Below are 24,391 nucleotides of genomic sequence, written 5' to 3'. Positions count from 1 at the left end.
AGGATGGATCATGTCAAATTTAGCATTTTTAGATCATCAACAAAATTTAGGTTTAAAATATACTGATATTTGTCAAAATATTTTTGAAAGAGAAATCTTTACACATATGTATTTAGAATTTATCAGTTTTATTTTATTAGAAGATAAAGCTAAGCTAAAATACTTAAAAATCATCAACTCAAAAGAAGAATTTATCGTCGAATTTAAAATCAATAATCAAAAAAAATCTTTTGTTATCAACAATAAAAAAAGCTTAAATGAAGAATTTAGCGCAAAAAGAATGACTCAAGAAGAATATGAGAGAGAAATTGCTAGAATTTATCAGATTGAAAGATATTTAAAAATACAAAACAATCTTCAAATTTTTTCTAATGAAATCAGCACCACAATGAAAAATCTTTTTAAAGACATGAATGAATTTAAAAGCTACATTGATATGCTTGAAACAAAAGAAAACACCCACAATCACTACTTATCAAAAATTTATAATATAGCTTAATATTAATCAAACTTTGCCGATAATAGTACTAATCCAAACAAAAGGAGTATGTTATGGGCGAAGTTACCAATTCTCAAGCAGGTTTAATGCTTAACATTGCAACCACTATGATGAAAAAAACCATAGAGGTTAATGAAAATGCGGTAATGCAAGTATTAGAAGGCGTAAATGCAAACCCTGCTCCAACTACTACTCCTACTGCTAGTTCAGGATTGCTTGACATTTACGCTTAATTTTTCTCTTCGATTCAAAAATTTTGGCATAGCTTTTGCTTTTTTAAAGCTAAGCAATATTTTTGAAGAGAAGAGTTATGTTTGTAAATTCTAATGTCAACCCGTATCAGAATTTTGCAAATTATCCATTTGCAAAAACTGAACACATTGAACAAAAAAAAGAAAACACTAATGTCAAAAACGATCTTCATGAGATCAAAAGTCCCAATTTAGATTATAAAACTACTTATGCAAGTGAATTTGGATTTAGAATCGATGAGCAAGGTTTTTTTGAAAAAGATCTTAACAAAACAGCAGCAATACCACTTGATTATGATATTAATATAAAAAGCATAAGAGAAATTTCAAAGCAACTTATCAAGCTAGATGAAAACCTAAACTACAACAAAATAGATCTACCAAGGCTTTTAAACACATATCATAATACACTTAAAACCATCAATACTGAATTTCAAAATAACAACAATGATTTTTTAAACAAAAGTCAGATTTTAGATTTACACCAAGGCTATAGCTATACTTATGAAGGAAAAATTTTAAAAGTTTATGAAAGCGCAAAAAGTTTGCAAGGTGCAAAAGAAGCTAATAAAAATCTCAACACCCTTATGCTAGATAACAAAATAGGTGATTTTGCATTTAATGCGAGTATCGAAAACACAGCTAGCAACCCTATCATCAAGCCTTATTTAAACAAACAAGGGCAAGTTTCAAAAAGTGGTTTACTGCTTAATTATATTTATCATGATTTAAAAGAACAAAACCATCAAAAGGCTAATTTCTTTTTATCGCCCATTGAATTAGATATGTCTTCAAATGTCAAATTTCAAAAGCTCATGAGAGGTGAATTAAGTGTGCAGGATTTTCTAAATGAAAGCAACAAGGAAAAAATGAGTTTTGATTTATACTTACACATTAACGGGGTGAATAAAAACAACACTTCAGAAGATAAACTTTCAGTTTTCTTCCAACAATACATCAACTACCAACACAGCATCAATATGCAAGAATTTGCCAATTCAAGCTCTATTTATAGTCTTTATAGTGAACAAACTAGCAAAGAATTAGAGGCTTTAAAAGAAGAATTTAACCAAAATGACTCTCATATTGATCTTGAAAAAATCAATACCCAAAAAGAAAATTTAGACACACAATTTTTAGAAAATCGCAAAAGACAAGCTAGTATTAACAAAATTTTACACTCTTACTTGAATGCAATGGCTTAACTTGTGCTAAAATAATAACAAAATTTTTGCACAAGTTAAAAACACAAACGATTTAATGTTAAATTTAATATTTTAGTGTATATTAACAAAAAAGATAAAAATTATCCTAATTAAAGGAGACTGATTTGAAAGTATATTTAGACAACAACGCAACAACGCAACTTGCGCCAGAAGCTTATGAACTTATGAAGCCTTTTTTAAGCGAGCATTATGGCAATCCAAATAGCTTACATCAATGGGGTAGCGCAACCCACCCTGCGCTTAAAGAAGCTATGGACAAGCTTTATGCGGGACTTGGTGCAAGTGATTTAGATGATATCATTATCACTTCCTGTGCTACTGAAAGTATCAACTGGGTATTAAAAGGTGTGTATTTTGATAGAATTTTAAATAGCGACAAAAATGAAGTGATTATTTCTAGCGTAGAACACCCTGCGGTAGCAGCTAGTGCTATGTTTTTAAAATCTTTAGGAGTAAAAGTTATAGAACTAGGAGTAGATCATGAAGGTGTTTCTAGTGCAAAAGATCTAAAAGAGGCTATTTCTGATAAAACTGCATTAGTTAGCATTATGTGGGCTAATAATGAAACTGGAATGATCTTCCCTATAGAAGAAATGGCTCAAATAGCACATGAACATGGGGCGTTATTTCACACTGATGCAACCCAAGCTGTTGGGAAAATTAAAGTCAATTTCGCAAAATCTGGAGTTGACTTTGCTTCTTTTTCAGCACACAAATTCCATGGACCAAAAGGTGTAGGTGGACTTTACATTAGAAAAGATATAGAACTAACCCCGCTATTGCATGGTGGTGAGCATATGGGCGGTAGAAGAAGTGGCACTTTGAATGTGCCATATATTATAGCTATGGCAGAAGCTTTAAGAATTGCAAACACCATGCTTGATTTTGAAAACTCACATATTAGAAAATTAAGAGATAAATTAGAAGATCTTATCTTAGCTATGCCTGATACAAGTGTAGTAGGAGATCGATCAAGAAGAGTTCCTAATACAATCTTAGCAAGTATCAAAGGCGTAGAAGGTGAAGCTATGCTTTGGGATTTAAACAAAAATGGTATAGCAGCAAGTACTGGTTCAGCCTGTGCAAGTGAAGCACTAGAAAGCAACCCTATCATGGAAGCAATTGGTGCAGAAAATGACTTAGCACACACTGCTTTAAGACTGTCTTTGTCAAGATTTAACACAGAAGATGAAATTGATTATGCAGCAGAGCAAATAAAAAAAGCAACGCAAAGACTTAGAGCAATTTCAAGTACTTATGCATATAAGCCTGAAAATAATTAAAGGATAAAAAATGGCAAAAAATAATTTAATTGGCGGATCAATTTGGGATGAATACTCTCAAAAAGTACAAGATAGAATGAACAACCCTCAACATATGGGAGAGTTCACGCAAGAAGATGCAGAAAAAGCAAATGCAAAACTTATTGTTGCAGACTTTGGCGCAGAAAGCTGTGGTGATGCGGTTAGATTATACTGGTTAGTAGATGAAAAAACCGATAAAATCATCGATGCTAAATTTAAAAGTTTTGGCTGTGGAACAGCAATAGCAAGTAGTGATACTATGGTTGATCTTTGTATAGGTAAAACCGTAGATGAAGCTGTAAAAATTACCAATTTAGATGTTGAATTTGCAATGAGAGATAACCCAGAAACTCCTGCGGTTCCACCTCAAAAAATGCATTGTTCTGTTATGGCTTATGATGTTATCAAACAAGCAGCAGCACACTATAAAGGGGTAAACCCTGAAGATTTTGAAGATCAAATCATTGTTTGTGAGTGCGCTAGAGTTAGTCTTGGAACCATCAAAGAAGTAATTAGACTTAATGATCTACACACCGTGGAAGAAATCACTCAATTTACCAAAGCAGGTGCTTTTTGTAAATCATGTGTAAAAGCAGGTGGGCACGAGGAAAAAGATTATTATCTTGTTGATATTTTGGCTGAAACTAGAGCTGAAATGGAAAGAGAAAAACTAAAAGATCAAAGTAAAACTGATATAGCTTTTGATGATATGACTATGGTAAAACAACTAAAAGCCGTAGAAGCGGTGCTAGATAGCGATGTGCGCCCAATGCTACATGGAGATGGTGGAGACTTAGAAGTAATCGATATCCAAAAAAGTGACAGTAAAAATATAGATATTTACATACGCTACCTTGGTGCTTGCAGTGGCTGTTCAAGTGGAAGTGGCGCAACTTTATACGCTATAGAAAACATCTTGCAAGAAGAACTAAGTCCAAATATACGCGTTATACCAGTTTAAGCAGTTTTTTTCTGCTTAAACTTTTTAATTTAAAGCCTTTTTATGTTAAAATATTATTTTATTAATTTTTAAAAAGGCTATTTATGCAAAGACTTCAAACCTTTGTTCAAAGCGAAACTTTTCCAGGTGTTTTGCTGATATTCTTTACCGTACTTGCACTCATTTTACAAAACAGTTCTTTAACAGATCAATACACTAACTTTTTAAATATACCTTTTGGTTTTCAAGCGGGAAGTTTAGAAATTTTTAAACCTTTGCTTTTATGGATTAACGATGGCTTGATTGCGATTTTTTTCTTTGCAATTGGACTTGAGTTAAAATACGAAGTAACTAAAGGTCAACTCAACAGTGTTAAAGCTATGTCCTTGCCTGTATTTGCAGCACTTGGTGGTATGATTGTCCCTGCGTTGATTTTTGCATTTTTTAACTATAAAGATCCTTTCGCCCTACAAGGTTGGGCTATACCTACTGCAACTGATGTTGCTTTTGCTGTGGGAATTTTAATGCTTTTGGGCAAACAAGTACCCACCTCTTTAAAGCTATTTTTACTTTCTTTGGCAATTTTTGATGACTTAGGTGCGATTATTGTGATTGCATTGTTTTACACAAGTGAACTTTCAGTATTTGCGATGATTGCTGCTTTGGTTTGTATTTTAGCACTTTACTTACTTAACCACTTCCATGTCACTAAAAAATCTTTTTATATTATCATTGCAATTATTTTTTGGATTAGTATGCTAAAAAGCGGGGTACATGCAACCTTAGCAGGAGTAATCACTGCTTTATTTATACCACTTGAAACTAAAAGCGGAAAATCTTTTCTAAAAGAAATCGAACACGATCTAGCTCCTTGGGTGAGTTATTTTATCTTGCCTATTTTTGCTTTTGCAAATGCAGGGGTGGATTTAAAAGACATGGATCCAAGCTTTATGTTTTCATCAGTAAGTCTAGGGATTATTCTAGGTTTATTCTTAGGAAAGCAAATTGGCGTGTTTTTGTTTTCTTATATTAGTATCAAGTTAGGTTTAGCAAAATTGCCACAAAATGTTAGCTTTAAACAACTCTATGGCGTTTGTATTCTCACTGGTATAGGTTTTACCATGAGCTTTTTTATCGATGGCTTAGCTTATCAAAATAGTGATATTTTTGCATATTCTGACAAACTAGCCATTTTAGTTGCGTCACTACTAAGTGCTGTAGTTGGGTATGTTTATCTCAAGCTCATATATAGCCTTAAAAAATGAAATTTAAAAGCTTCCAAAACTTTTTATCACTTGAAATTTTAGGAGGATTGTTGCTTTTAGTCGCAACCATCCTCGCGCTTTTACTTAAAAATAGCCCTTATGGGGAGCATTATATGCATTTTTTAAGTGTAGAAATGGGCTTAAAAGTTGGATCTTGGGAGCTTTTTAAACCTTCGCTTTTATGGATTAACGATGGCTTGATTGCGATTTTTTTCTTTGCAATTGGACTTGAGTTAAAGAAAGAATTTGTCCAAGGAGAATTTAAAACTCTTAGCAATATCACCTTGCCTTTAATGGCTGCTATAGGTGGCATAGTCGTACCTGCTTTAATTTTTTGTGCTGTAAATTTTAACGATGCATATGTTTTAAAAGGCTGGGCTATACCCACTGCGACTGATACTGCATTTGCTCTAGTAATTCTTGCCATGTTAAAACAACGCATACCGAGTTCACTCAAAGTTTTTCTAGTGTCTTTGGCTATTTTTGATGATGTGGGGGCTATTTTAATTATAGCTATTTTTTATACTAATGAACTTTCAACTCTAGCTTTTTTTGTTGCATTTTGTTGTATTATAGGATTATTTTTACTTAATCGCTTAGGTAATGAAAGAAAATCTTTCTACTACATACTTGGTGCTTTACTGTGGCTTAGTGTTTTAAAAAGTGGTGTGCATGCAACCTTAGCAGGTATTATCACTGCTTTATTTATCCCGGTTTTTACAAAAAATAATCATACATTACTAGAAGAAATCGAACATGGCTTAAAATTTTGGATTGCTTTTGTGATACTACCACTTTTTGCTTTTGCAAATGCAGGAGTAGATCTTTCAAAAATTGAAACACATATGCTATTTAGCGGCGTAAGTGTAGGTATTTTCCTAGGCTTGTTTATTGGAAAACAACTAGGTGTGTTTGGTTTTGCCTATATGGCCATTAAATTTAAACTTGCAAAATTACCCAAAGATGCAAATTTTAAACAACTCTATGGCGTTTGCATACTTACTGGTATAGGTTTTACTATGAGCTTTTTTATCGATGCGCTTGCTTATGAAGTTAGTGATATATTTAATTTTGTAGATAACTTTGCTATTTTACTAGCCTCGTTAGCTTCGGGTGTTTTTGGGTATTTTTACCTACGATTTGTTCGTTAATTAAGTTTTTTTTAAAAAAAATAAGATATAATTTCATTTCTTAATTAATTTTAAAAGGCCCATTCGTCTAGCGGTTAGGACATCGCCCTTTCACGGCGGTAACACGAGTTCGAGTCTCGTATGGGTCACCACTTTTTTAATTTCCTTTTTGATTATCTTCCTTAAAAGAAAATATTGGCAAAGACAATCCATAATGTATCGCTAAAAGACGTGCGATTGTTCCTACGATCAAAGAAGCAAGAATTACCCATAACTCATCTACCCCTAAAACATGCAAAACATAATATAAAGCTCCGGTTAAAATAGCCACACCTGCATAAATTTCTTTGCGAAATACCAACGGGATTCTCGTACACAAAATATCTCTTAAAATACCACCAAACACCCCTGTAATCACCGCCGAACTCACAGCCACAATGAAACCATATCCCATTTGTATAGCAATTTGAGCTCCTAAAACACTAAAAACAACCAAACCAATAGCGTCTAAAATCAAGAAAAGTTTTTCAAGCCTAATCACATATTTAGCTATTTTTGTTGTAACAATTGCTGCAACGCAAATTAAAATCACATATTCTGGGGTTTTTATCCAAGTAAGAGGATGATGGTCTAGTAAAATATCTCTGATTGATCCTCCGCCAATTGCGGTCACAAGTGCTATAAAAATCACCCCAAAAAGATCCATCTTATGGCGACCCGCTGCAATAGCTCCTGTCATAGCATCAACAGTAATCCCGATAATATAAAGCACAGTTAAAAGCATGATGAGTTAAAACCCTTGTTAAAACAAGGGTTAGTTTTTACTTACAATATCAATGATATTTTGAGCCACTTTTTTTGCAATAGGCTCAACAAATTCAGCCGGAGAAGTAAACCCTACACAAGAGCAATTAATCTCACCTAAAACATACTTATCTTTCCCATTTTCATCTGTATCTAAGATAAAATCTGCTGTCCAAATTAAAGGAATATCATAATTTCCAAGTTTAGTACGAATTTCTGGCAAGGTTGCTAAGAACCAATCTACCAATTCTTGCCAATCTTTTGGCTCATCGTATCGATATTTTGCACCTGAAAAAAGTGTTGCTGAAAAAGCATCAGCACCTTCAGCTGGCTTTTTATGCACTACATAAATTGGAGTATGATAGAGCATTAAAATTCTAATCTCCCCTTCTTTGATGCGTGGTAAAAAAGTCATATCTACCAACATGCCATTATCACCTACAATGTATTGCTCACAAAAGTCCATAAATTCACCAAGTTCTCTTTCTTCTGTGTGATTATCTTTTGCTTCAGTACATTTGATTTTTGCATTTAGTGGCACACTCACAGTTCCTGCTGGTAACTCATCTATCAATCTTACACGCCAAATTCCCTCACCTGTTGAACCACGATTTTGCTTTAAAACCCTCTCTCCTTTTGCCAAAGTTTTCACAAAATTTTCTTTAAAACTCTTTATATCATAGTATGCGTAAGTATCTTCTGGAACCAATGCTGTTTTATTTAATTTAGTAAGTGCATCTTTAGCACCATATCCTATCATCGCATCAGGGTGAGGCATACCTATAACGCCATTAGCACAAAGCTTTCTTAGCATATCAAAATACTCATTTTCTTCTTTTAAGTTTCCTGGATTAATCCTAGAAACATAAGCATCGGCGTTATTTTTTACATACTCATAAATTTCATCTTTTTTTGCCACCTCGAAAAAGATTACTTCAGCATTCCAACCTTGCTCTTTTAGGGCATTTACCATAGGCATAGTGTCTTTTCTATGTCCATCTTCACCTTTATCGCTTCCGCCTCTTACTTCAAAAAAAACAATATTTTTTTTCATGCTACTCCTTTTTTTAAAAATACCCTATCATCTTATCTAAATAAGTATTAATTTTTTATTTATTTTTCTTATATATTTGTTTTAAATTATTTAAATTTGAACTAGCGTTTAAAAGCAAAGCATCTGCGATGCATATTGCCACCATAGCATTTACCACCACGCTTCCTCTTATCCCTACACAAGGATCATGCCTACCTTTTAACTCATATATGATATTTTCCCCTTGAATGTTTTGAGTTTGTTGGGGTAAAAATATAGACGGTGTTGGCTTAAAATAAGTTTTAATATCGATAAAATCCCCATTAGAAATTCCACCTAATACCCCACCGCTATGATTACTCAAAAAACGATCATTTTTTAATTCATCATTATTTTCACTTCCATACATATAAGTACTTTGAATACCACTTCCTATTTCTATAGCTTTAACCGCATTGACTCCCATAATTGCATGTGCAAGTTTGGAATCAAGCTTATCATACAAAGGTTCTCCTAAACCTTTAATAGGGTTTTTTACTCTAGTAAAAACTCTTGCTCCTATGCTATTTTTTGCCTTTTTGGCTTTTAAAATTTCATCTTTAAAGCTTTGCTCTAAATTTTGATCCAAAGCAAAAACTTCACTGTTTTTAGCATGATCAAAATCAAATTCATCACTACTCAAACAACTATCAATCTTTCCTACACCAAAAACACCACTCACAACCTCTATATCAAACTCTCTCAAAAGCATACAAGCCAAAGCTCCTGCTGCTACCCTTGCCGCACTTTCTCTAGCGCTAGATCTTCCACCGCCTCTATAGTCTCTAATGCCGTATTTATGATAATAAGTAAAATCAGCATGAGCAGGGCGAAATACATCTTTTTCATAATCTTTCGAACGCGTGTTTTCATTCATTATAATAATACTAATAGGAGCACCTGTTGTATAGCCTTCAAAAACACCACTTAAAACTTGAGCCTTATCTTCCTCTTTTCTTGGTGTGCTAAAAGAATTTTGCCCTGGTTTTCTTTTGTTTAGCATCTCTTGTAATAAATCAAAGTCAAATTTAACCCCTGCAGGCATACCATCTACTACACAACCTATAGCTTGACCATGTGATTCACCAAAGCTTGTAAATTTAAATCTTACTCCGAAACTATTCATAGTTTTCCTAATTTCTCTAATGCAATTTTTGCGCATTGTTGTTGAGCTTCTTTTTTGCTACCCGCGGTTGATCTTGCCACTTCTACACCTTGAATTTTCACTGCAATTTCAAATTGTTTTTTATGATCAGGTCCAAAAGCTTTTACTACGATATACTCAGGAGTTCCTGCCATATTTGCTTGTGTAATTTCTTGTAACCTTGTTTTATAATCCTTAAACAAACTCTGTGTATCAATATGCGGGTAAACTTCTTTTAGTAAAGTCAAAGCTATATTTTTGGTTTTTTCAAAGCCTATTTCCAAATACAAAGCACCCATCAATGCCTCAAAAGCATCTGAAAGTATAGAAGGCTTATTGCGACCATCATTGTTTTCTTCTGCAATAGACATAAAAATACACGCACCAAGATCAAGTTTTTGTGCTAAAGTTGCGAAAGATTTTTCATTTACCAAAGCAGCTCTAAGTTTGGAAAGGTTTCCTTCTGAATCTTTTTGAAATTTAAAAAACAAAAATTCTCCCACTACCAAATCCATCACCGCATCTCCCAAAAACTCCAATCTTTCATTATTATAAGGTTTTTTATAACTCTTATGTGTTAAAGCTTCGATGAGTAATTGCTCGTTTTTAAAATGATAATTAAGCTTGTCTTGGAGTTTTTTAAGCATTTATTGACCTTTCTTCTTGGAGTTTTAAAGCTGCATTTCTAGCCAACTCATCACAGCGTTCATTCAACTCATGACCATTATGTGCTTTAATCCAAAATGCAGTGATTTTATGATCTTTAGCCACTTTTAAATACTCTTTCCAAAGATCGGTATTTTTTTTACCTTTAAAATCTTTTTTCACCCAACCTTCAAGCCATTCATTAATACTTTGCACCATTAAATTTGAATCAGTATAAAGCTTAACCTCACAAGGCTCTTTCAAAGCCTTTAAAGCCTCGATAATAGCCATTAACTCCATGCGGTTATTGGTGGTATTCTCACAAGCTCCGCTTTGTTCTTTTTGGTGGTTTTTGTATATCAAAACATAAGCCCACCCGCCAAAACCAGGATTATTCAAACAAGAACCATCGGTGTAAATTTCAATACTTTTCAAGCTTTTACCTCATAATAAATCTCACATGTACCAAATTCATAACAAAATGGACAATGATAAAAAAACAAAGGACTTTGGTTTTTGCAATTATTACACACATAAGTAAAGCTAAGATTTGCATTGAGTTGATTATCGTTTAAAATTTTTAAAATTTTCAGTTTTTGGTTTTTAAGTGTAGCAACTTGGGTGGTTAAATTTTTAGCATAGAAAAATTCATGGTATTTTTCATCTTCTAGATAAAGCGGACTTTTGCACTCATTAAGCAAATCAATAACATTTTCAAATTTAGGTATGCATTCTAATCTATCTTGATAGTGCAAGAAACACAATCTCAAAACATACTCATTTTCTTTGCTTAATGCTAAAATTTCTTTCATCTTTTGTGTTTTTTCTTTAGAGCTTGCTTGAATTTTTAAAGCCTTAACTAATGCTTTTTCTGCATATATATTTTCTCCTAGCTCAAACAAACACTCCAATACATCTAAAACTTTATCGTAATCTTTGAGTTTTAAATAGACAATTTTTAAAAGCTTCAAGCTTTCTTTATTGCGTGCTTTAATTTTTAAGGCATTTAACAAAGCTTCCACGCTACGCTCTAAAAATCCCGCCTTGAGATAAACCTGTGCTAACGAAAAAAATATAAATTCTTTCTGACTTGCTTCGCTTGATTTTTGTAAAGCAATGAGATAAATTCCCACCGCTTTTTCAAATTCGCCACTTTTGGTAAAAATTTGTGCTAAAAAATTTAAATTTTCTATGCTTAGATTAGCGTTTTTTAAAATTTGCTGATGGGTAGAGTTGATTTCAAATTTTTTAACAAAACGATCAAGCTTGCTTTTTTGATCTTTATTTGCAAAAAAACTCCATATATAGTGCGAACTAGCAACAACAAAAATCAATGCAGTTAGCACAATAAGACCAAATAAAGGATCGCGGTATTCTACAAAGAAAAAATCCATAATCTTACAACTTTAACTTTCAAATTTATAACAATTATAGCTAAATGCTTATATAATTTTCTTTAAGGTTTAAAGATGATAGAACAAGCAAGTATAGAACAACTTTTACAAAAAACAGATATAGTTGATATTATAGCTCATTATGTTGAAGTGAAAAAACAAGGCTCTAGCTATGTGTGCGTTTGTCCTTTTCATGATGATAAAAATCCTAGTATGCACATCAACTCTGTGAAAGGATTTTATCACTGTTTTGCATGCAAAGCAGGAGGTAATGTTTTTAAATTTGTAATGGACTATGAAAAATTAAACTTTGTAGAAGCAGTGGAAAAAGTCGCCTCTTGGAGTAATTTCTCGCTAACTTACACCTCGCAAAAACAAGACAATAAAAAATCTATCATTCATATATTACCCACTCTTAATGCCTTTTATAAGCAAAATTTATCAAAAAACAAAGAAGCCCTTGCTTATCTTTATAAAAGGGGTTTGAATGATGAGGATATTAGAGCTTTTGAACTAGGTTTTGCGCCAAGTTCTAATGAGACACTAAGACTATTACAAAATGAGCAAATTACCCAAGAGGAAGCTTTAGAAGTAGGCGCGATAAAACAAAATGATAATGGGGTTTATGCAAGCTTTATCAACCGCATTACTTTTAGCATTTATGATCATAAAAATTTACTCATAGGTTTTGGCGGTAGAACTCTAGATGAAGCTAATATGGCAAAATACGTCAACTCACCTCAAAGCAAACTCTTTGACAAATCACGTGTTTTTTACGCACTTAATTTAGCAAAAGATGCGATTTACAAACAAAAAGAAATGATAATATGCGAAGGCTATATGGATGCCATAGCATTTCACAAGGCAGGTTTTAAAAATGCTGTAGCGGTTTTAGGAACTGCTTTAGGAGAACATCATATACCTTTAATCAAACGATTTGAAGCAAGAGTGATTTTATGTTTTGATAATGACAACGCAGGACTAAATGCTGCGGTACGTTCAGCACATTTGCTAAGTTTGGCAAAAATTGATGGAAAAGTAGTTTTAATAGAAGGCGGAAAGGATCCTGCTGAACTAGTCGCTACCCATCAAGAAAAACTACTTTTTAATATCTTAGAAAAAGGTTTGGAGTTAGGAGAATTCTACATAAGAAGTTTGATTTCAGGATTTGATCTAAATTCTGCACTGAGCAAGCAAAAAGCTTTAGAAGAAGTACAAAAATATACTTTTAATCTTGAGCCTTTAATAGCTAATTCTTACACTACTTTAGTGGCAAATCTTTTGGGCGTAAATATCACATATATTAAACTTTCTAAAAATACAAGAAAAAATTTTACCCTATCAACCCCGGTTAGACAGAATAAAATCAACAATATAAGCGAACTTGAACTGTTGAAATTCTTATATGAAAATCCAAAAGCCATAGGACTGTTTCAACTTTTAAGCGCAAAAGAGTATTTTTTGCACCAAGATATTGCTAAAGCCATTATTGATCAAAAAGACTTTGAAGATCCAAATATAAGAGAACTTTATGAGGTAGAAAATATAAAAATTCTAAACAACTTGGAAGAATTTCTATATGCCATATGTAAAATTAATTTTGCACACTTTAATAAGCTAAAAAATTTAACTTTAAAGCAAGCTTTTAAAAAACAAATTTACAACCTTCTTAATCAAAATTTAGAAAAAATCAAAAAAACCTATCAAGATGATGAGAAGTTTTTCAACCATCTCATGGAAGTTTTAAAAAATATACAATTTCTTGACGATGAAGACAGTTTGGAATTATTTTTCATCCGCTTACAAAAAAACATCAAAGATAAAAATGCTATTTATCATGAGATCAATGATGAAGTTTTTTAAACAAAAAACCGCATAAAAATTAAAAAACATTCACTACAATGTTACGAAAAATTTGAAAGGACAAAATGAAAGCATTAGCACTTTTTAGCGGTGGACTTGATTCTATGCTTGCTATAAAACTCATAAGTTCTCAAGGCATAGAAGTAAAGGCTTTAAATATCAACATAGGCTTTGGTGGCACAAGCGACAAAAGCGAATTGATGGCAAAACGCGCTGCAATGGCAGGAGCGAGTTTTGAAATGATAGATGTAAGAAATGCGTATTTGCAAGAAGTTTTATTTAATCCTCAATATGGCTATGGAAAACACTTTAATCCTTGCATAGATTGCCACGCATTTATGTTTAAAACAGCTCTAGCTATGTTAAAAGATGAAAATGCAAGCTTTATCATCACAGGAGAAGTGATTGGCCAACGCCCTATGAGTCAAAGAAATGACGCTATGGCAAAAGTTAAAAAACTAGCACTTGATGAGGAAGATTTGATTTTACGTCCTATGTGTGCAAAAAATTTACCCCTAACCAAACCTGAACGCGAAGGCTGGGTAGATAGAGAAAAACTAGAAAACATAAGCGGAAGAAGTAGAAAAAGACAGCTTGAACTTGCTGCAAAATTTGGATTTGAAGACTTTGAAAGTCCAGGTGGTGGGTGTTTACTTACACTTGAAAGTTTTTCAAATAAAATTAGAGATTTTATTCGATTTGATAAAAATATGGAAGTAAATGACGCGCAACTTTTAAAATATGGTCGCCATTTGAGATTGCCTAATGGATCTAAAATGATAGTAGGTAGAAATGAATTAGAAAATCAATTTCTAAAAGAGCTTAAAACTGAAAAATATGAAGAATTAAAATTATTTGATTTAGTCGGCGCTTATTCTTTAGTAGATGCAAATATCCACCCACAAGATCTTGAACTTGCATTAAGCATAGCACTAACTTATGCCAAAACTCAAGATAATACTACCTACAAAATAGGCTTTAAAGATAAAATTTTTCAAAGCATGGCTTTTGAAGATAAAAATAAAATTCAAGCATACTTTATAAATTAAACTACCCTTTAAAGGGTAGTTTTTTAAAATTTCTTTCTTCTTACTTCTGCCACAATTTCAGCTGACATAGAATCAACTTCATTGGCAACTGAGTTAGTTGCATGTGCAATTTGTGAATTTTCTTTAGTTAAGCCGTCTATCACCGAAACAGATTGATTAATTTGTGAAATTCCCAAAGCTTGTTCTTTAATACTTTCACCCATTTCATTGATAGATTGAACTAAGATATTTGTATTAGCTTCAATTTCACCCAAAGACTTTTGAGTTCTTTCAGCTAGATTTCTAACTTCATCTGCAACAACAGCAAATCCTCTACCATGTTCACCAGCACGTGCAGCTTCAATAGCAGCATTTAATGCAAGTAGGTTAATTTGATCTGCAATATCTCTAATCACATCAGTTACATCTTTAATATCACCGCTTTGCTTAATAACCTCTTCTGTTCTTGCCGCAACTGCGTTCATAGATGCACTCATCTCTTCAACTGCTGCTGCACTTTCTTGTAGCGAATCAGCTTGTTTTTGCGCACCTTCATTCAGCTTTAACACACTTTCTTTTAAAGCATCAGCCTTAGTTTGTAGCATCTCACCTTGACTTAGCGAGGCTTGAAGCATTTTTTTAATCTCTTCGCCTACTGAATTGAGTGATTTTTCTATTTTACCTTCTGCATTTTCAAGCTTGTCTGAAAAATCAAGGTTTTGGAAACTTGCAAAAACTCTTTCGATTTCGTTTAAATCCTTACCGATTTTCATTTGCATATCATCAAGCATTTTATTCAATACTTCCTTAAGCTCTACAAGCTTTGGATTTACTGGATTGGATTCTATTCTTTGAGTAAAATGGCCTTTTTCTATATCACAAGATACTTCTAAAATGTTTTGCACTGTTATTTCATCTTTCTCCAAACAATTATGGATATATTGTACATTATCATTAATCATTAATGCCATTTTTCCAAGCTCATCATTGTATCTAGGAACCAAAACTTCAACAGTTGGTATCTCATGGTTTAAGTATCTAAAAAACTTCAATAAATGCGCTTGCAGTCTTTGAACCCTCAAAGTTACGATTTTCTTCACTGAAGTACTTATAACAACAATGATAAATACAACCGCGATAAGGGAACAAATCATAATGATATTTGTAATCTCAACAATAGGTGCATATACGGTTTTATTAGGTACTATAGCAAGCATAGCCCAGTGAATGCCTGTATTTGGCCAAACTTCAAAAACCTTAATAGCTCCATGGTACTCTTCACCATCATCTGCAATATAATTAATAGGTTTTGCTTGAATTGTTTTTTGCTCTTGCAAAATAAATGTTGCATTTCGGTTTACTTCATTGATTTTTTTAGTAACATAATCAGCATTTGGGTGTACCGCTATAGTCCCACCACTAGCTATAACCATTCTCCTAGCACCTTCATAAATTGATCTTGAAGTATCATTCATAAAATCAGAAATAGGCTTAAGATCAAACAACATGCCAACTACACCTATTGGCTTGCCCTTTTTATCTATAATAGGTGCAGCTACATTCAAACCTAAAAATTTGCTTCCATGAATGTTGTACCATCTTGGTTCACCAAAGTAAAGTTTACTTCCGGTCATCAAATTCTTAATGGCTCTTGTTTTTACTATTTCTTCACTCGCAGCTAGGGTTTGCATACCACCTGCATTATGAATATCAGTATCTCTCATTAAGACCATAAATTCACTATTATCAGTAAAGTACTTTGGATCAACTCCTAAATTTTTATACATAGCACCATCTTGCAAATAGTAATATCCATAGGCTATGTCACGGTTTGCATCGATCGCCTCTCCAAGAATATTTTCTATTCTTTTTGGATTAATAGCACCTTCACTAATGAGATTGTTTAAAGTTCTTTGAGTACCTATGGCACTTACAAATAAAGATTTAATAGTAGCCTCTATTTGATTACCATAGCGATGACTTGATGCCACCAAGGTGTTATCGATTTGATCATTTAAAATTTTAGTAGATCTATCTATGATAATCATAGACAAAACACCTAAAATCAACAACACAGTTACTATAGTTATGGCAACAATTTTTGTTCCCAAACCCCAATTACGCATTCACTCTCCTTCAATTTAATTAATTTTTTGTTGTAATTATAAATACTTATTATTAAAAATTAATAAATTATGTTATTTTTTTGTTTATTTTTAAAAATAAACAAAATAAAAAATATATTTTGTCTCAAATAGTGATAAAATGGGGGGGGGGGAATGAGTTTTTTATAAAATAAATTATGGTAATCTTATTTAATATATATTAAATATTACAAAATCACTAACTCCACTCTGACCAATTATATTAAGACTATATTTACCTTTTTTTAAATCTAAAGATAAAAAATCCTCTGAGCCTTCATGAATCAACTCCTGATTTAAATACCAAAATAATTTTTCTTTTTTTGGGTTAAAAAGTTTTACAATCAATTTTTGTTTTTGCTTGAAATCTTTAGGCAAAACGATGTTTAAATGATTCAATGGATATAAAATTTTAAATTTTTCACTTGTATTTTGAATGGTTTGTTTTTCTTTTGCAAAAAATGATTGTGCGTTTGAAGGCAAATTTAAAATGACCTTTTTCTTTGCATAAATAAAGTCCTTATCCAAGGAATTAACTTCTTTTCCATTATATACAAATACTTCTTTTAATAGCGGAGAAACTCTTAACACATTAGCACTTTGAGGATAAAGCACTTCTTTGTAACCAAAACCATGCTTATATCGATAAGCTGTTTGATTTTCTATCTTGATCGAAATCAAATCACCAGGTTGATCAAACTCCAAATTCATATCATCAAGCAAAGATAAAAGCTCGAAAAATAACTCGCCTGCAACACTCACTCCATATAAATTTGCATTTGCTTCGCCACTAAAATTACCCACCCAAACACCTAAAGTGTATTTTGGAGATGTTCCTATAGCCCATGCATCCTTTCTACCATAGCTTGTACCAGTTTTCCACGATACAACTATGTTAGAATCATATTGCTTTAACCCTGCTCTATCTAAGCCTTTTAAAACTTGCAAGGTTAAAAAACTAGCACCGCTACTGATTATTTTTTTGCTTTCTTTATGATAAGCATTTTCTTCGTATAAAAGCTCATTAAAAGTTCCATAATTTCCAATCCCCAAATAAAGTTTAAGCATATCCTCCAAGCTAAATTCTTTTGTCCCTAAAATTAAAGAAAGTCCGTATTTTTTAAAATTATCATCATTAAATTTTAAAATATCTTTGAGTTTAAAAAAGAATTTTTCATAACCATACTCTAAAAGCAAATTTACAAAAGGAATATTAAGTGACTTTTGTAAAGATTCTCTTGCGCTAATTAAACCATGGTATTTTTTATTTGCATTTTGCGGTGCAAAATTAGAAAAAAGTGTAGGCACATCAAGCAATAAAGAATCAGGCACTATAAGCCCCTCATCTATAGCAAAAGCAAAAAGCAATGGTTTTAAAACAGATCCGACGCTGCGTTTTGCTATGACTCCATCAATCTGACCAAAATTTTCAAAATCATAAAAATCATTCGAACCCACATAAGCTAAAATTTTACCGCTTTTAGTATCAGCAAGCAAGATGGCTAAATTTTTTATACCTTTTTGCTGCAGTTTGTATGCATACTCTTTCGCTTTATCTTCAAACCGAATTTGAATGTTTTTATCTATACTCGAAACAACTCTTTCCTTGTTGACTAAAAGTCTTCGGGCTAAATGAGCTGCTATGTTTTTTCTTGGTTTAAAAGTGGGAAGTTTTTCCGCCTTTGCGAGATTTAAAATGTCTTGAGAAAAATACCCTTTTTTGAAAAGTCTATCAAGCAAGGCATTGCGTTTTTTCAAAAGCTTATCTTTATTTTTTTCAAGATTAATCAAACCAGGATTATTTGGAAGCACCGCAAGCAAAGCCGCTTCGCTCCAAGTGAGGTTTTTTAAATCTTTTTCAAAGTAAAATAAACCAGCACTTGCGACACCAACTAGATTTCCACCATAAGGAGCATTATTCAAATAAAGTCTTAAAATTTCATCTTTACTATAAAAACTTTCTAAAGCAAAAGCCTTGATAACTTCATTAAATTTATTAAAATATGTACGTTTATTTTGCTCTAAAAGTTTAATAGTCTGCATAGAAATGGTGCTTGCACCACTTCTTTTGCTTGAAAAAAGATTATTTTTAAATGCTCTTACAAGCGCTAAAAAATCCACCCCATAATGAGAGTAAAAGTTTTTATCTTCATATAAAACCACCGCGCTTTTTAGTTTTTGTGGTATAAATTCACTTTCTAGATGCCACTGTTCATTAGGATCTAAAAACACACTAAGAAGCTCTTTGTTTTTATCCAACAAAACCTTACTATAAGTCCCTTTAAACAAATCCTTGCTATCAAAACTAAAATAAACCAAACCTATATAAAAACACAGGCTTAAAACACATAATGCAAGGCTTATTTTGACTTTCACTGCACCACTTTAACTCTTTTACTCTCACTTAAAGCCTTATAAGCATCATCATACATTGCCTCAGCATAAGCCCCACTTAAAGTATATACACCTGGGATTATAGCACTTAATTTTACAAAAAACTCTCTAGTTTCATCATGATGTAAAGGAAAGAAATACATAATTTTATCATCTCTTATATCCATAAAGTCATAGTAAGAATTTCTTACAAAATCGGGAGTATCTTCTCCCAAAAGATCATGCACGACCTCCCACCCACTTGGTAAAATTTGAGTTAATGCAAAATGAGAAGTGCCTGGATAGTTTTTGTTAGAAATTTTTAATTTCATATAGAAAATTTGAGAGCTTTTAATCGTACTTTCATCGATTGTATTGCCATTTTCATCATAGAAACTTCTTTCTATATCTATACGCTGTCTAAAAGGTTCAGCAATACCCTTTTTAACGCCTTCTATGCCAAAATGCACATAAGTGTCTTCTTTAGCCTCTATCAAAGCACTACCTTGGTTAAATTCAAATTTTGCAAAAGATGAATCAAGCTTTTGATTTTCATGGTTGATTGTTAATTTTGCTTTAATGGTTTTAGAGACATTATCATCAAAACTATTAGCCAAAGCATATAAAGCATAGCCTATGCTTTGAGTGCTAAGCCAGGCATGACCTTCTAAAGTTTTTTTAATATCATCTAACAATACATCGTTATTTTTATCATAGATTATTTTATATGCATTTGCAATAATCGCTTCATCTCTTAAAAAAGACCCATAAGTATCAGCATAGCTATCTTTATTATCAGGTTTTGTGCTTAATTGTTGTGCTATATTTAACGCCACCTCATCAAAGCCTGCTAATTTATATGCTGCACCAAGTTGCCAAAGACTTACACTATCCAAACTCTTCATATACGCTTCATCTTCATAAATAGCATTCATAATGCTTAAATTTGGCTCCTTGGCTAAAGCAAGCAAATATAAAGAATTGATTCTAATGTTTTTATTACTTGTATTTTGAATGTATTTTTTTTCATAATCTAACCATGCTTTAAACATTCCATCGCTTACATAATAGCCTCTTTCTTTAGCCAATATCATAAACATACCCGCATAATTGCTTCCCCATGCATCAGAGTCTTTAAGCCCTTGCCAATAAGCAAACCCACCATTTGCTGTTTGAAAATTTGCATATTTTCCCAATAGCGCATTAATATTGTTGATATTTTTTTGTTCATTTGCTCCCTGATCAAGCTTTTGCAAAAAAAGTTGTGGTAAAACCGCTGAAGTGCTTTGCTCTATACAACCATAAGGATAATGTTGTAAATACTTTAATCTATGATTTATATTTAAAATAGGCTTAGAACTCACACTTAAAAATGCCACTGGGTTTATATAATCATCTTTGATTTCAAATTTCATAGAGCTATTGGCGGGAATTTTGTAAGAATTTCCCTCATACGTGATGGTATTTAAAGCCTTAATGTCAATTTGAGTATTTTGAGTATAAGTATAATTTTTTGCATTCAAGCTAAGTTGTATTTCTTCTACTCCGATCTTACTTGCATTTACTTTTGCATTGATGTAAATATCTTTGGTTTTTTCACCTTTAAAATCAATCTTAATTTCGTTTTTATCAAAATTTATGAGAGAATTTTTAGCATTGAGTTTAAGTGTTGCACTTTGCACATCATCATCTACTTTAAACACTTGTACCAAAAATTTAAATTCATCATTAATTCTTAAGGATCTTGGTAAAGTTTCAAGCATTACAGCAGGTGCGCTAACTTGTATATTTTTATCAGCACTTCCAAAACCCACATCATTGTTTGCCACTACCATAACCCGAAGCGAACCCAAATAAGAAGGCATATTAAATTTTACTTTTGCGTAGCCATTTTCATCGCTTTGCATTGGCTCTTGAAACAAAACAACCGGCTTAAAGCGTCGTGCTTTTTCATCGTTTTTGCTTTTTTCCGCTCTTGAACTTAATAAAACATCACCGCCTGTAGTCAATACCTTTGCAATATCTGAAGTATTTTTAGCAATGATTTTGTCATAAGTATCATATATGCTCATATTAAAACGAATTTTTTGATAAAAATACTCCCAAATATCTGGCGTTTTAAACGCATTAACATCTAATAAACCCTCATCAACAATCGCTATAGTATAAGTGTATTTTTGTTTATTTTCGCTTTGAATTTCTACTTCAAAATCTTGCTTTGGTAAAACTTTACTAGGTGCTTTTATATCTAACTTAATTTTACTTTGCTCATCCGCTACTTTTAAAGCAAGTACACCAAAAAGCCTTAAAGCTCTATCGTTTACATATTGGTTGTAATCTTGAAGCAAAATAACACTAACATACACATTAGGTGTATATTCTTTTAAGATAGGAATTTCAACCTTGGTGGTATCTTCATGTGTATTGATTACAAAACGCTTTAGAATTTTTGTATTGTCATTTAAAGTTACAATAGCCTTTGCACCTTTGACACTTTCAAACTCTACCACGGCAATATCATTTGGATTGTATTCTTTTTTATCACTTTTTATTTTTAAAGAACTTACAATATCTGCATTACTCGGGGCTCCAAAACTATTTACATAAAAAAATTCTCCCGTGCTTGTCTTTCCTTGTATATCCTCAAGCTCTATAAACATCTCACCGTGATAATCTTTTGGATCAAATTCAATTTTAACTGGTTTGTTTTCACTTAAAACCACTCCTTGTGCTACTACTTGCGTATTTTTGTCTTTTTTTAACGATTTTAAAAAATCATCATAATTATCATAATCCCACCACCATGAATAGCTATTTGCATAAATAGTGTATTTGATTTCTCTATTTGAAATTAGCTTTTCGTTTAAATCACTCACAATGGCTTCGAAATTAATTATTGAATTTGAGTTTAGATAACGATTTTCTAAGCGTTTTAATCCTACAAAATCATCATGCAAGATAATTTGGGTTTTTGAGCTTGCTTCTGCTGATCTAGAACCTTTTTCAAAAACCCTTGCTTGAATTGAAGCTTCTAGATTATACGGTGCATTTTTCAAAAATTCTTTTAAAACAAAAACACCTTTTTCTTGCCCTTTTTCATCTAAAACACCTTCTATATTGTCACTATAAGTTTGCATGAGTACACTAGGGTTAGAAAAAACATAATTAGGGTATTTTAAATTGCGATATTCTTGTTTGCGAACCAACAAAGATGCTTGGAAATTCAAAGCACTAGCAGGACTTCCAAAAAGATATCTAGAGCTTAGATTAAAATCCAACTGATCTTTGTTTTTAGTTTCTTTTTCCGTTTGCAAACTCACTTTTATACGATTTGGAATGATATTTTGCACCAAAATTTCTTTATCAAAAATTGAATCAGCAAATTCAACCCTAGCTAAATAAATTCCACTTGGAGCTTGCGGGCTAAGAGTGATTTTTTTATAAAAAGTTCCATTACTCAAAGGAAGTAGTTTGATTTTATCAAGAATTTTTTTATTTTGTGGATCAAAAAAACTTAAAGATATCGGGTGCTTAAGCACGCCTTTGTCATTTCTTGCAACCATGTTTAAGTGTATATCATCACCTGGTCTATACACCCCTCTTTCGGTATAAATAAAAACTTTATTCTGTGAGTTTAACTCCAATCCATCTACATCAAAGCCATCATAAAGCAAAGGAGAACTTAAACGCAAAATAGAAGCTTGTTTGTCTTTTGATGCGATCACAAACAAGGCTTTTGATTTGTCTATATTTTCAAAAATAGCTAAACCGTCTTCATTGCTTATTTTAGAAGCTAGAATTTGATTATTTTTACTAATCACATCAACCTTAACTCCACTTAAAAGCTTTTGGTTGGTATAATTTCTAACATCTACAATAAGTTTTTTATCTAAACTTTGAGCAATGAGCGCTATGTCAGAAAAAATTAAATTTTTACTCACTTTTGCTTTTTGATCAAAAAATCTATACTTTTTCCAACTTTCCATATCCTCATCAAAAACATAATCTACATCTTCTTCTTTAAAATACAACTTAACAATAAAAACTCCACTCAAATCTTTTAAAGCATCTAATACTATTTCGCTTTCTTGCCATTCGTTTTTACTATATTCGATATCAAAATCTCTCTTAAGCACTACTTCGCTGGTATAATCACTCTCTGAAAATATATCACTATCATAATCGCTTACATTTTTAAAACCTTGCAAGTTTTTATACCTTAAATACTCACTTAAATTATTTGAAAAAACTTGCCAAACTTCTAAATGAACTTTTTTTACGTTTAAAGTTTTAAAGGCAATTTTTTTACTTGCTTTACTAGATAAAAAAACTCCTTGATTTGAAAAACTTATAGCTGGCTCATAGTCTTTAAGACTTACTTTGGCTTTAAAGTTTTGCTTAGTGTTAACACCGCTTTCGCTTTTAATGCCTTGAGCTATTTGAATTTCATAGTCTTTATTTGGAACAAATGCTCCTATAAGTTTAATTTTATTACCATAAGCTAATGCCTTAAAATCTACTTCAGGAGAAACAAAAATCAAGTCTTTTAAATTTTGATCTTGCGAAACATTTTGAGAAAAAAGCAATTCTATGTTTTTATTTGCTATATTTGCGCCTTGAAAGACAAAATCGCTTTTTGCTAGCAAAATACATTCATATTTGATATTATTTTCCAAGCCCAAAACTGCTTTATCAAACAAAACTTTTATATTTGTATTAGTGTTTTGGCTTTTTAAAGGCTTAGAATATATACTCGCCATGTTATCTTGGATTACAATTTGATCTATTGTTATATTTTGATTTTCTGCGTGTATTTGAAGTGCTTTACGCAATATATCCTCATCAAACACATAATAACTTTGCAAATTTAAAATCAATACGCTTTCATCATTAGATATATTTTGAAAATACCCCTTAATGTCTAATTTTTCATATGGAGTTTGAAAGTTTAGTTTTATTGTTTCGCCTTTTAATATATCGTTTAGATCTATCATTACATCGTATTTTTGATTTGCTCTTAGCGGGATAAAAATATCCAATCTTTTTGGATGTTCAAGTGTATATTTAGCTTTAATTGTTTGACCATTAACCACAACTTCTCTTTCTTTAATAACACCTAGCTCTTGATTTGTGATATTGGTATTAAATTCTATAAAAATACTTTGGGAGTTTTCATCAAAACCATAAGCTCTTATCATCGAATTTTTTTCTTCGCTTTTAGAGCATGCAGTAGTAAAAATTGCTATAAAAAATATCATTAAACCATATAAAAATCTTTTCATAACCGTCCTTAAAGTAAAGTAAATTTT

General features: G+C 32.0%; 18 protein-coding genes and 1 tRNA gene. 10 read left to right on the top strand and 9 right to left on the bottom strand.

What is annotated here, in order from left to right; translation table 11 throughout:
* Nucleotides 1–10: 10 nt before the first annotated feature.
* From CKA54_RS05390 to CKA54_RS05355, 8 genes are all read left to right on the top strand, one after another.
* Nucleotides 11–499: a hypothetical protein gene (locus CKA54_RS05390; RefSeq protein WP_039664645.1), complete on the top strand. Its 489-nt coding sequence runs from the start codon at nucleotides 11–13 to the stop codon at nucleotides 497–499.
* 53 nt (nucleotides 500–552) lie between these two features.
* Nucleotides 553–732: a hypothetical protein gene (locus CKA54_RS05385; RefSeq protein ID WP_039664646.1), complete on the top strand. Its 180-nt coding sequence runs from the start codon at nucleotides 553–555 to the stop codon at nucleotides 730–732.
* A gap of 62 nt (nucleotides 733–794) precedes the next feature.
* Complete coding sequence (locus CKA54_RS05380) at nucleotides 795–1,955, top strand: hypothetical protein (protein ID WP_235362561.1); 1,161 nt, start codon at nucleotides 795–797, stop codon at nucleotides 1,953–1,955.
* A gap of 125 nt (nucleotides 1,956–2,080) precedes the next feature.
* Nucleotides 2,081–3,259, top strand: a complete 1,179-nt coding sequence (locus tag CKA54_RS05375; protein WP_120760599.1) for a NifS family cysteine desulfurase — start codon at nucleotides 2,081–2,083, stop codon at nucleotides 3,257–3,259.
* A 10-nt stretch (nucleotides 3,260–3,269) separates the two neighbouring features.
* Entirely contained in the window at nucleotides 3,270–4,241 is a 972-nt protein-coding gene (locus CKA54_RS05370) for an iron-sulfur cluster assembly scaffold protein (RefSeq protein WP_120760597.1), read from the top strand.
* An 83-nt stretch (nucleotides 4,242–4,324) separates the two neighbouring features.
* A complete protein-coding gene (gene nhaA, locus CKA54_RS05365; RefSeq protein WP_120760595.1) occupies nucleotides 4,325–5,485 on the top strand; it encodes a Na+/H+ antiporter NhaA in 1,161 nt (386 codons plus the stop codon).
* Nucleotides 5,482–6,636, top strand: a complete 1,155-nt coding sequence (gene nhaA, locus CKA54_RS05360) for a Na+/H+ antiporter NhaA (protein WP_120760594.1) — start codon at nucleotides 5,482–5,484, stop codon at nucleotides 6,634–6,636. Before nhaA (CKA54_RS05365) ends, nhaA (CKA54_RS05360) begins: the two co-directional genes overlap by 4 nt.
* Before the next feature lie 56 nt (nucleotides 6,637–6,692).
* Nucleotides 6,693–6,767 (top strand) — tRNA-Glu (locus tag CKA54_RS05355).
* A 5-nt stretch (nucleotides 6,768–6,772) separates the two neighbouring features.
* Here CKA54_RS05355 and CKA54_RS05350 read toward each other — a convergent pair.
* Genes CKA54_RS05350 through CKA54_RS05325 form a run of 6 tightly spaced genes read right to left on the bottom strand, consistent with a single transcriptional unit; the run spans nucleotide 6,773 to nucleotide 11,674 of the window.
* Nucleotides 6,773–7,399 carry a trimeric intracellular cation channel family protein gene (locus CKA54_RS05350; RefSeq protein ID WP_120760592.1) on the bottom strand — a complete coding sequence of 209 codons (627 nt, stop codon included), beginning with the start codon at nucleotides 7,397–7,399 and terminating at the stop codon, nucleotides 6,773–6,775.
* 30 nt (nucleotides 7,400–7,429) lie between these two features.
* Nucleotides 7,430–8,473: a Cj0069 family protein gene (locus CKA54_RS05345; protein WP_120760590.1), complete on the bottom strand. Its 1,044-nt coding sequence runs from the start codon at nucleotides 8,471–8,473 to the stop codon at nucleotides 7,430–7,432.
* 55 nt (nucleotides 8,474–8,528) lie between these two features.
* Entirely contained in the window at nucleotides 8,529–9,617 is a 1,089-nt protein-coding gene (aroC, locus tag CKA54_RS05340; protein WP_120760588.1) for a chorismate synthase, read from the bottom strand.
* Entirely contained in the window at nucleotides 9,614–10,282 is a 669-nt protein-coding gene (rnc, locus tag CKA54_RS05335; RefSeq protein WP_120760586.1) for a ribonuclease III, read from the bottom strand. Before rnc ends, aroC begins: the two co-directional genes overlap by 4 nt.
* Nucleotides 10,275–10,715, bottom strand: a complete 441-nt coding sequence (rnhA, locus tag CKA54_RS05330) for a ribonuclease HI (protein ID WP_120760584.1) — start codon at nucleotides 10,713–10,715, stop codon at nucleotides 10,275–10,277. Before rnhA ends, rnc begins: the two co-directional genes overlap by 8 nt.
* Nucleotides 10,712–11,674: a hypothetical protein gene (locus CKA54_RS05325; protein WP_120760582.1), complete on the bottom strand. Its 963-nt coding sequence runs from the start codon at nucleotides 11,672–11,674 to the stop codon at nucleotides 10,712–10,714. Before CKA54_RS05325 ends, rnhA begins: the two co-directional genes overlap by 4 nt.
* Before the next feature lie 75 nt (nucleotides 11,675–11,749).
* Here CKA54_RS05325 and dnaG point away from each other — a divergent pair, with 75 nt between their 5' ends.
* Both dnaG and CKA54_RS05315 read left to right on the top strand, forming a co-directional pair.
* On the top strand, nucleotides 11,750–13,537 hold the full coding sequence (gene dnaG, locus CKA54_RS05320; RefSeq protein ID WP_120760580.1) for a DNA primase: 1,788 nt from the start codon (nucleotides 11,750–11,752) through the stop codon (nucleotides 13,535–13,537).
* Between the two features lie 65 nt (nucleotides 13,538–13,602).
* Nucleotides 13,603–14,586: an argininosuccinate synthase gene (locus CKA54_RS05315; protein WP_120760578.1), complete on the top strand. Its 984-nt coding sequence runs from the start codon at nucleotides 13,603–13,605 to the stop codon at nucleotides 14,584–14,586.
* A 23-nt stretch (nucleotides 14,587–14,609) separates the two neighbouring features.
* Here CKA54_RS05315 and CKA54_RS05310 read toward each other — a convergent pair whose 3' ends face one another.
* The 3 genes from CKA54_RS05310 to CKA54_RS05300 form a co-directional block, all read right to left on the bottom strand.
* A complete protein-coding gene (locus CKA54_RS05310; protein ID WP_120760576.1) occupies nucleotides 14,610–16,691 on the bottom strand; it encodes a methyl-accepting chemotaxis protein in 2,082 nt (693 codons plus the stop codon).
* A gap of 189 nt (nucleotides 16,692–16,880) precedes the next feature.
* Nucleotides 16,881–19,085, bottom strand: a complete 2,205-nt coding sequence (gene pbpC / locus CKA54_RS05305; RefSeq protein WP_120760574.1) for a penicillin-binding protein 1C — start codon at nucleotides 19,083–19,085, stop codon at nucleotides 16,881–16,883.
* A complete protein-coding gene (locus CKA54_RS05300; RefSeq protein WP_172586671.1) occupies nucleotides 19,082–24,364 on the bottom strand; it encodes an alpha-2-macroglobulin in 5,283 nt (1,760 codons plus the stop codon). Before CKA54_RS05300 ends, pbpC begins: the two co-directional genes overlap by 4 nt.
* Between the last annotated feature and the right edge of the window lie 27 nt (nucleotides 24,365–24,391).

It is taken from the genome of Campylobacter sp. P255, from assembly GCF_003627915.1.
Taxonomy (GTDB): Bacteria; Campylobacterota; Campylobacteria; order Campylobacterales; family Campylobacteraceae; genus Campylobacter_D.
This window is presented reverse-complemented; position numbering and strand designations above follow the sequence as displayed.

Coding starts and splice junctions, on each gene's coding strand:
- dnaG (WP_120760580.1), top strand. CDS start 11,750: ATGATAGAACAAGCAAGTATAGAACAACTTTTACAAAAAACAGATATA.
- CKA54_RS05345 (WP_120760590.1), bottom strand. CDS start 8,473: ATGAAAAAAAATATTGTTTTTTTTGAAGTAAGAGGCGGAAGCGATAAA.
- CKA54_RS05370 (WP_120760597.1), top strand. CDS start 3,270: ATGGCAAAAAATAATTTAATTGGCGGATCAATTTGGGATGAATACTCT.
- CKA54_RS05310 (WP_120760576.1), bottom strand. CDS start 16,691: ATGCGTAATTGGGGTTTGGGAACAAAAATTGTTGCCATAACTATAGTA.
- CKA54_RS05390 (WP_039664645.1), top strand. CDS start 11: ATGTCAAATTTAGCATTTTTAGATCATCAACAAAATTTAGGTTTAAAA.
- nhaA (WP_120760595.1), top strand. CDS start 4,325: ATGCAAAGACTTCAAACCTTTGTTCAAAGCGAAACTTTTCCAGGTGTT.
- CKA54_RS05300 (WP_172586671.1), bottom strand. CDS start 24,364: ATGAAAAGATTTTTATATGGTTTAATGATATTTTTTATAGCAATTTTT.
- CKA54_RS05325 (WP_120760582.1), bottom strand. CDS start 11,674: ATGGATTTTTTCTTTGTAGAATACCGCGATCCTTTATTTGGTCTTATT.
- rnc (WP_120760586.1), bottom strand. CDS start 10,282: ATGCTTAAAAAACTCCAAGACAAGCTTAATTATCATTTTAAAAACGAG.
- CKA54_RS05315 (WP_120760578.1), top strand. CDS start 13,603: ATGAAAGCATTAGCACTTTTTAGCGGTGGACTTGATTCTATGCTTGCT.
- aroC (WP_120760588.1), bottom strand. CDS start 9,617: ATGAATAGTTTCGGAGTAAGATTTAAATTTACAAGCTTTGGTGAATCA.
- CKA54_RS05385 (WP_039664646.1), top strand. CDS start 553: ATGGGCGAAGTTACCAATTCTCAAGCAGGTTTAATGCTTAACATTGCA.
- CKA54_RS05350 (WP_120760592.1), bottom strand. CDS start 7,399: ATGCTTTTAACTGTGCTTTATATTATCGGGATTACTGTTGATGCTATG.
- nhaA (WP_120760594.1), top strand. CDS start 5,482: ATGAAATTTAAAAGCTTCCAAAACTTTTTATCACTTGAAATTTTAGGA.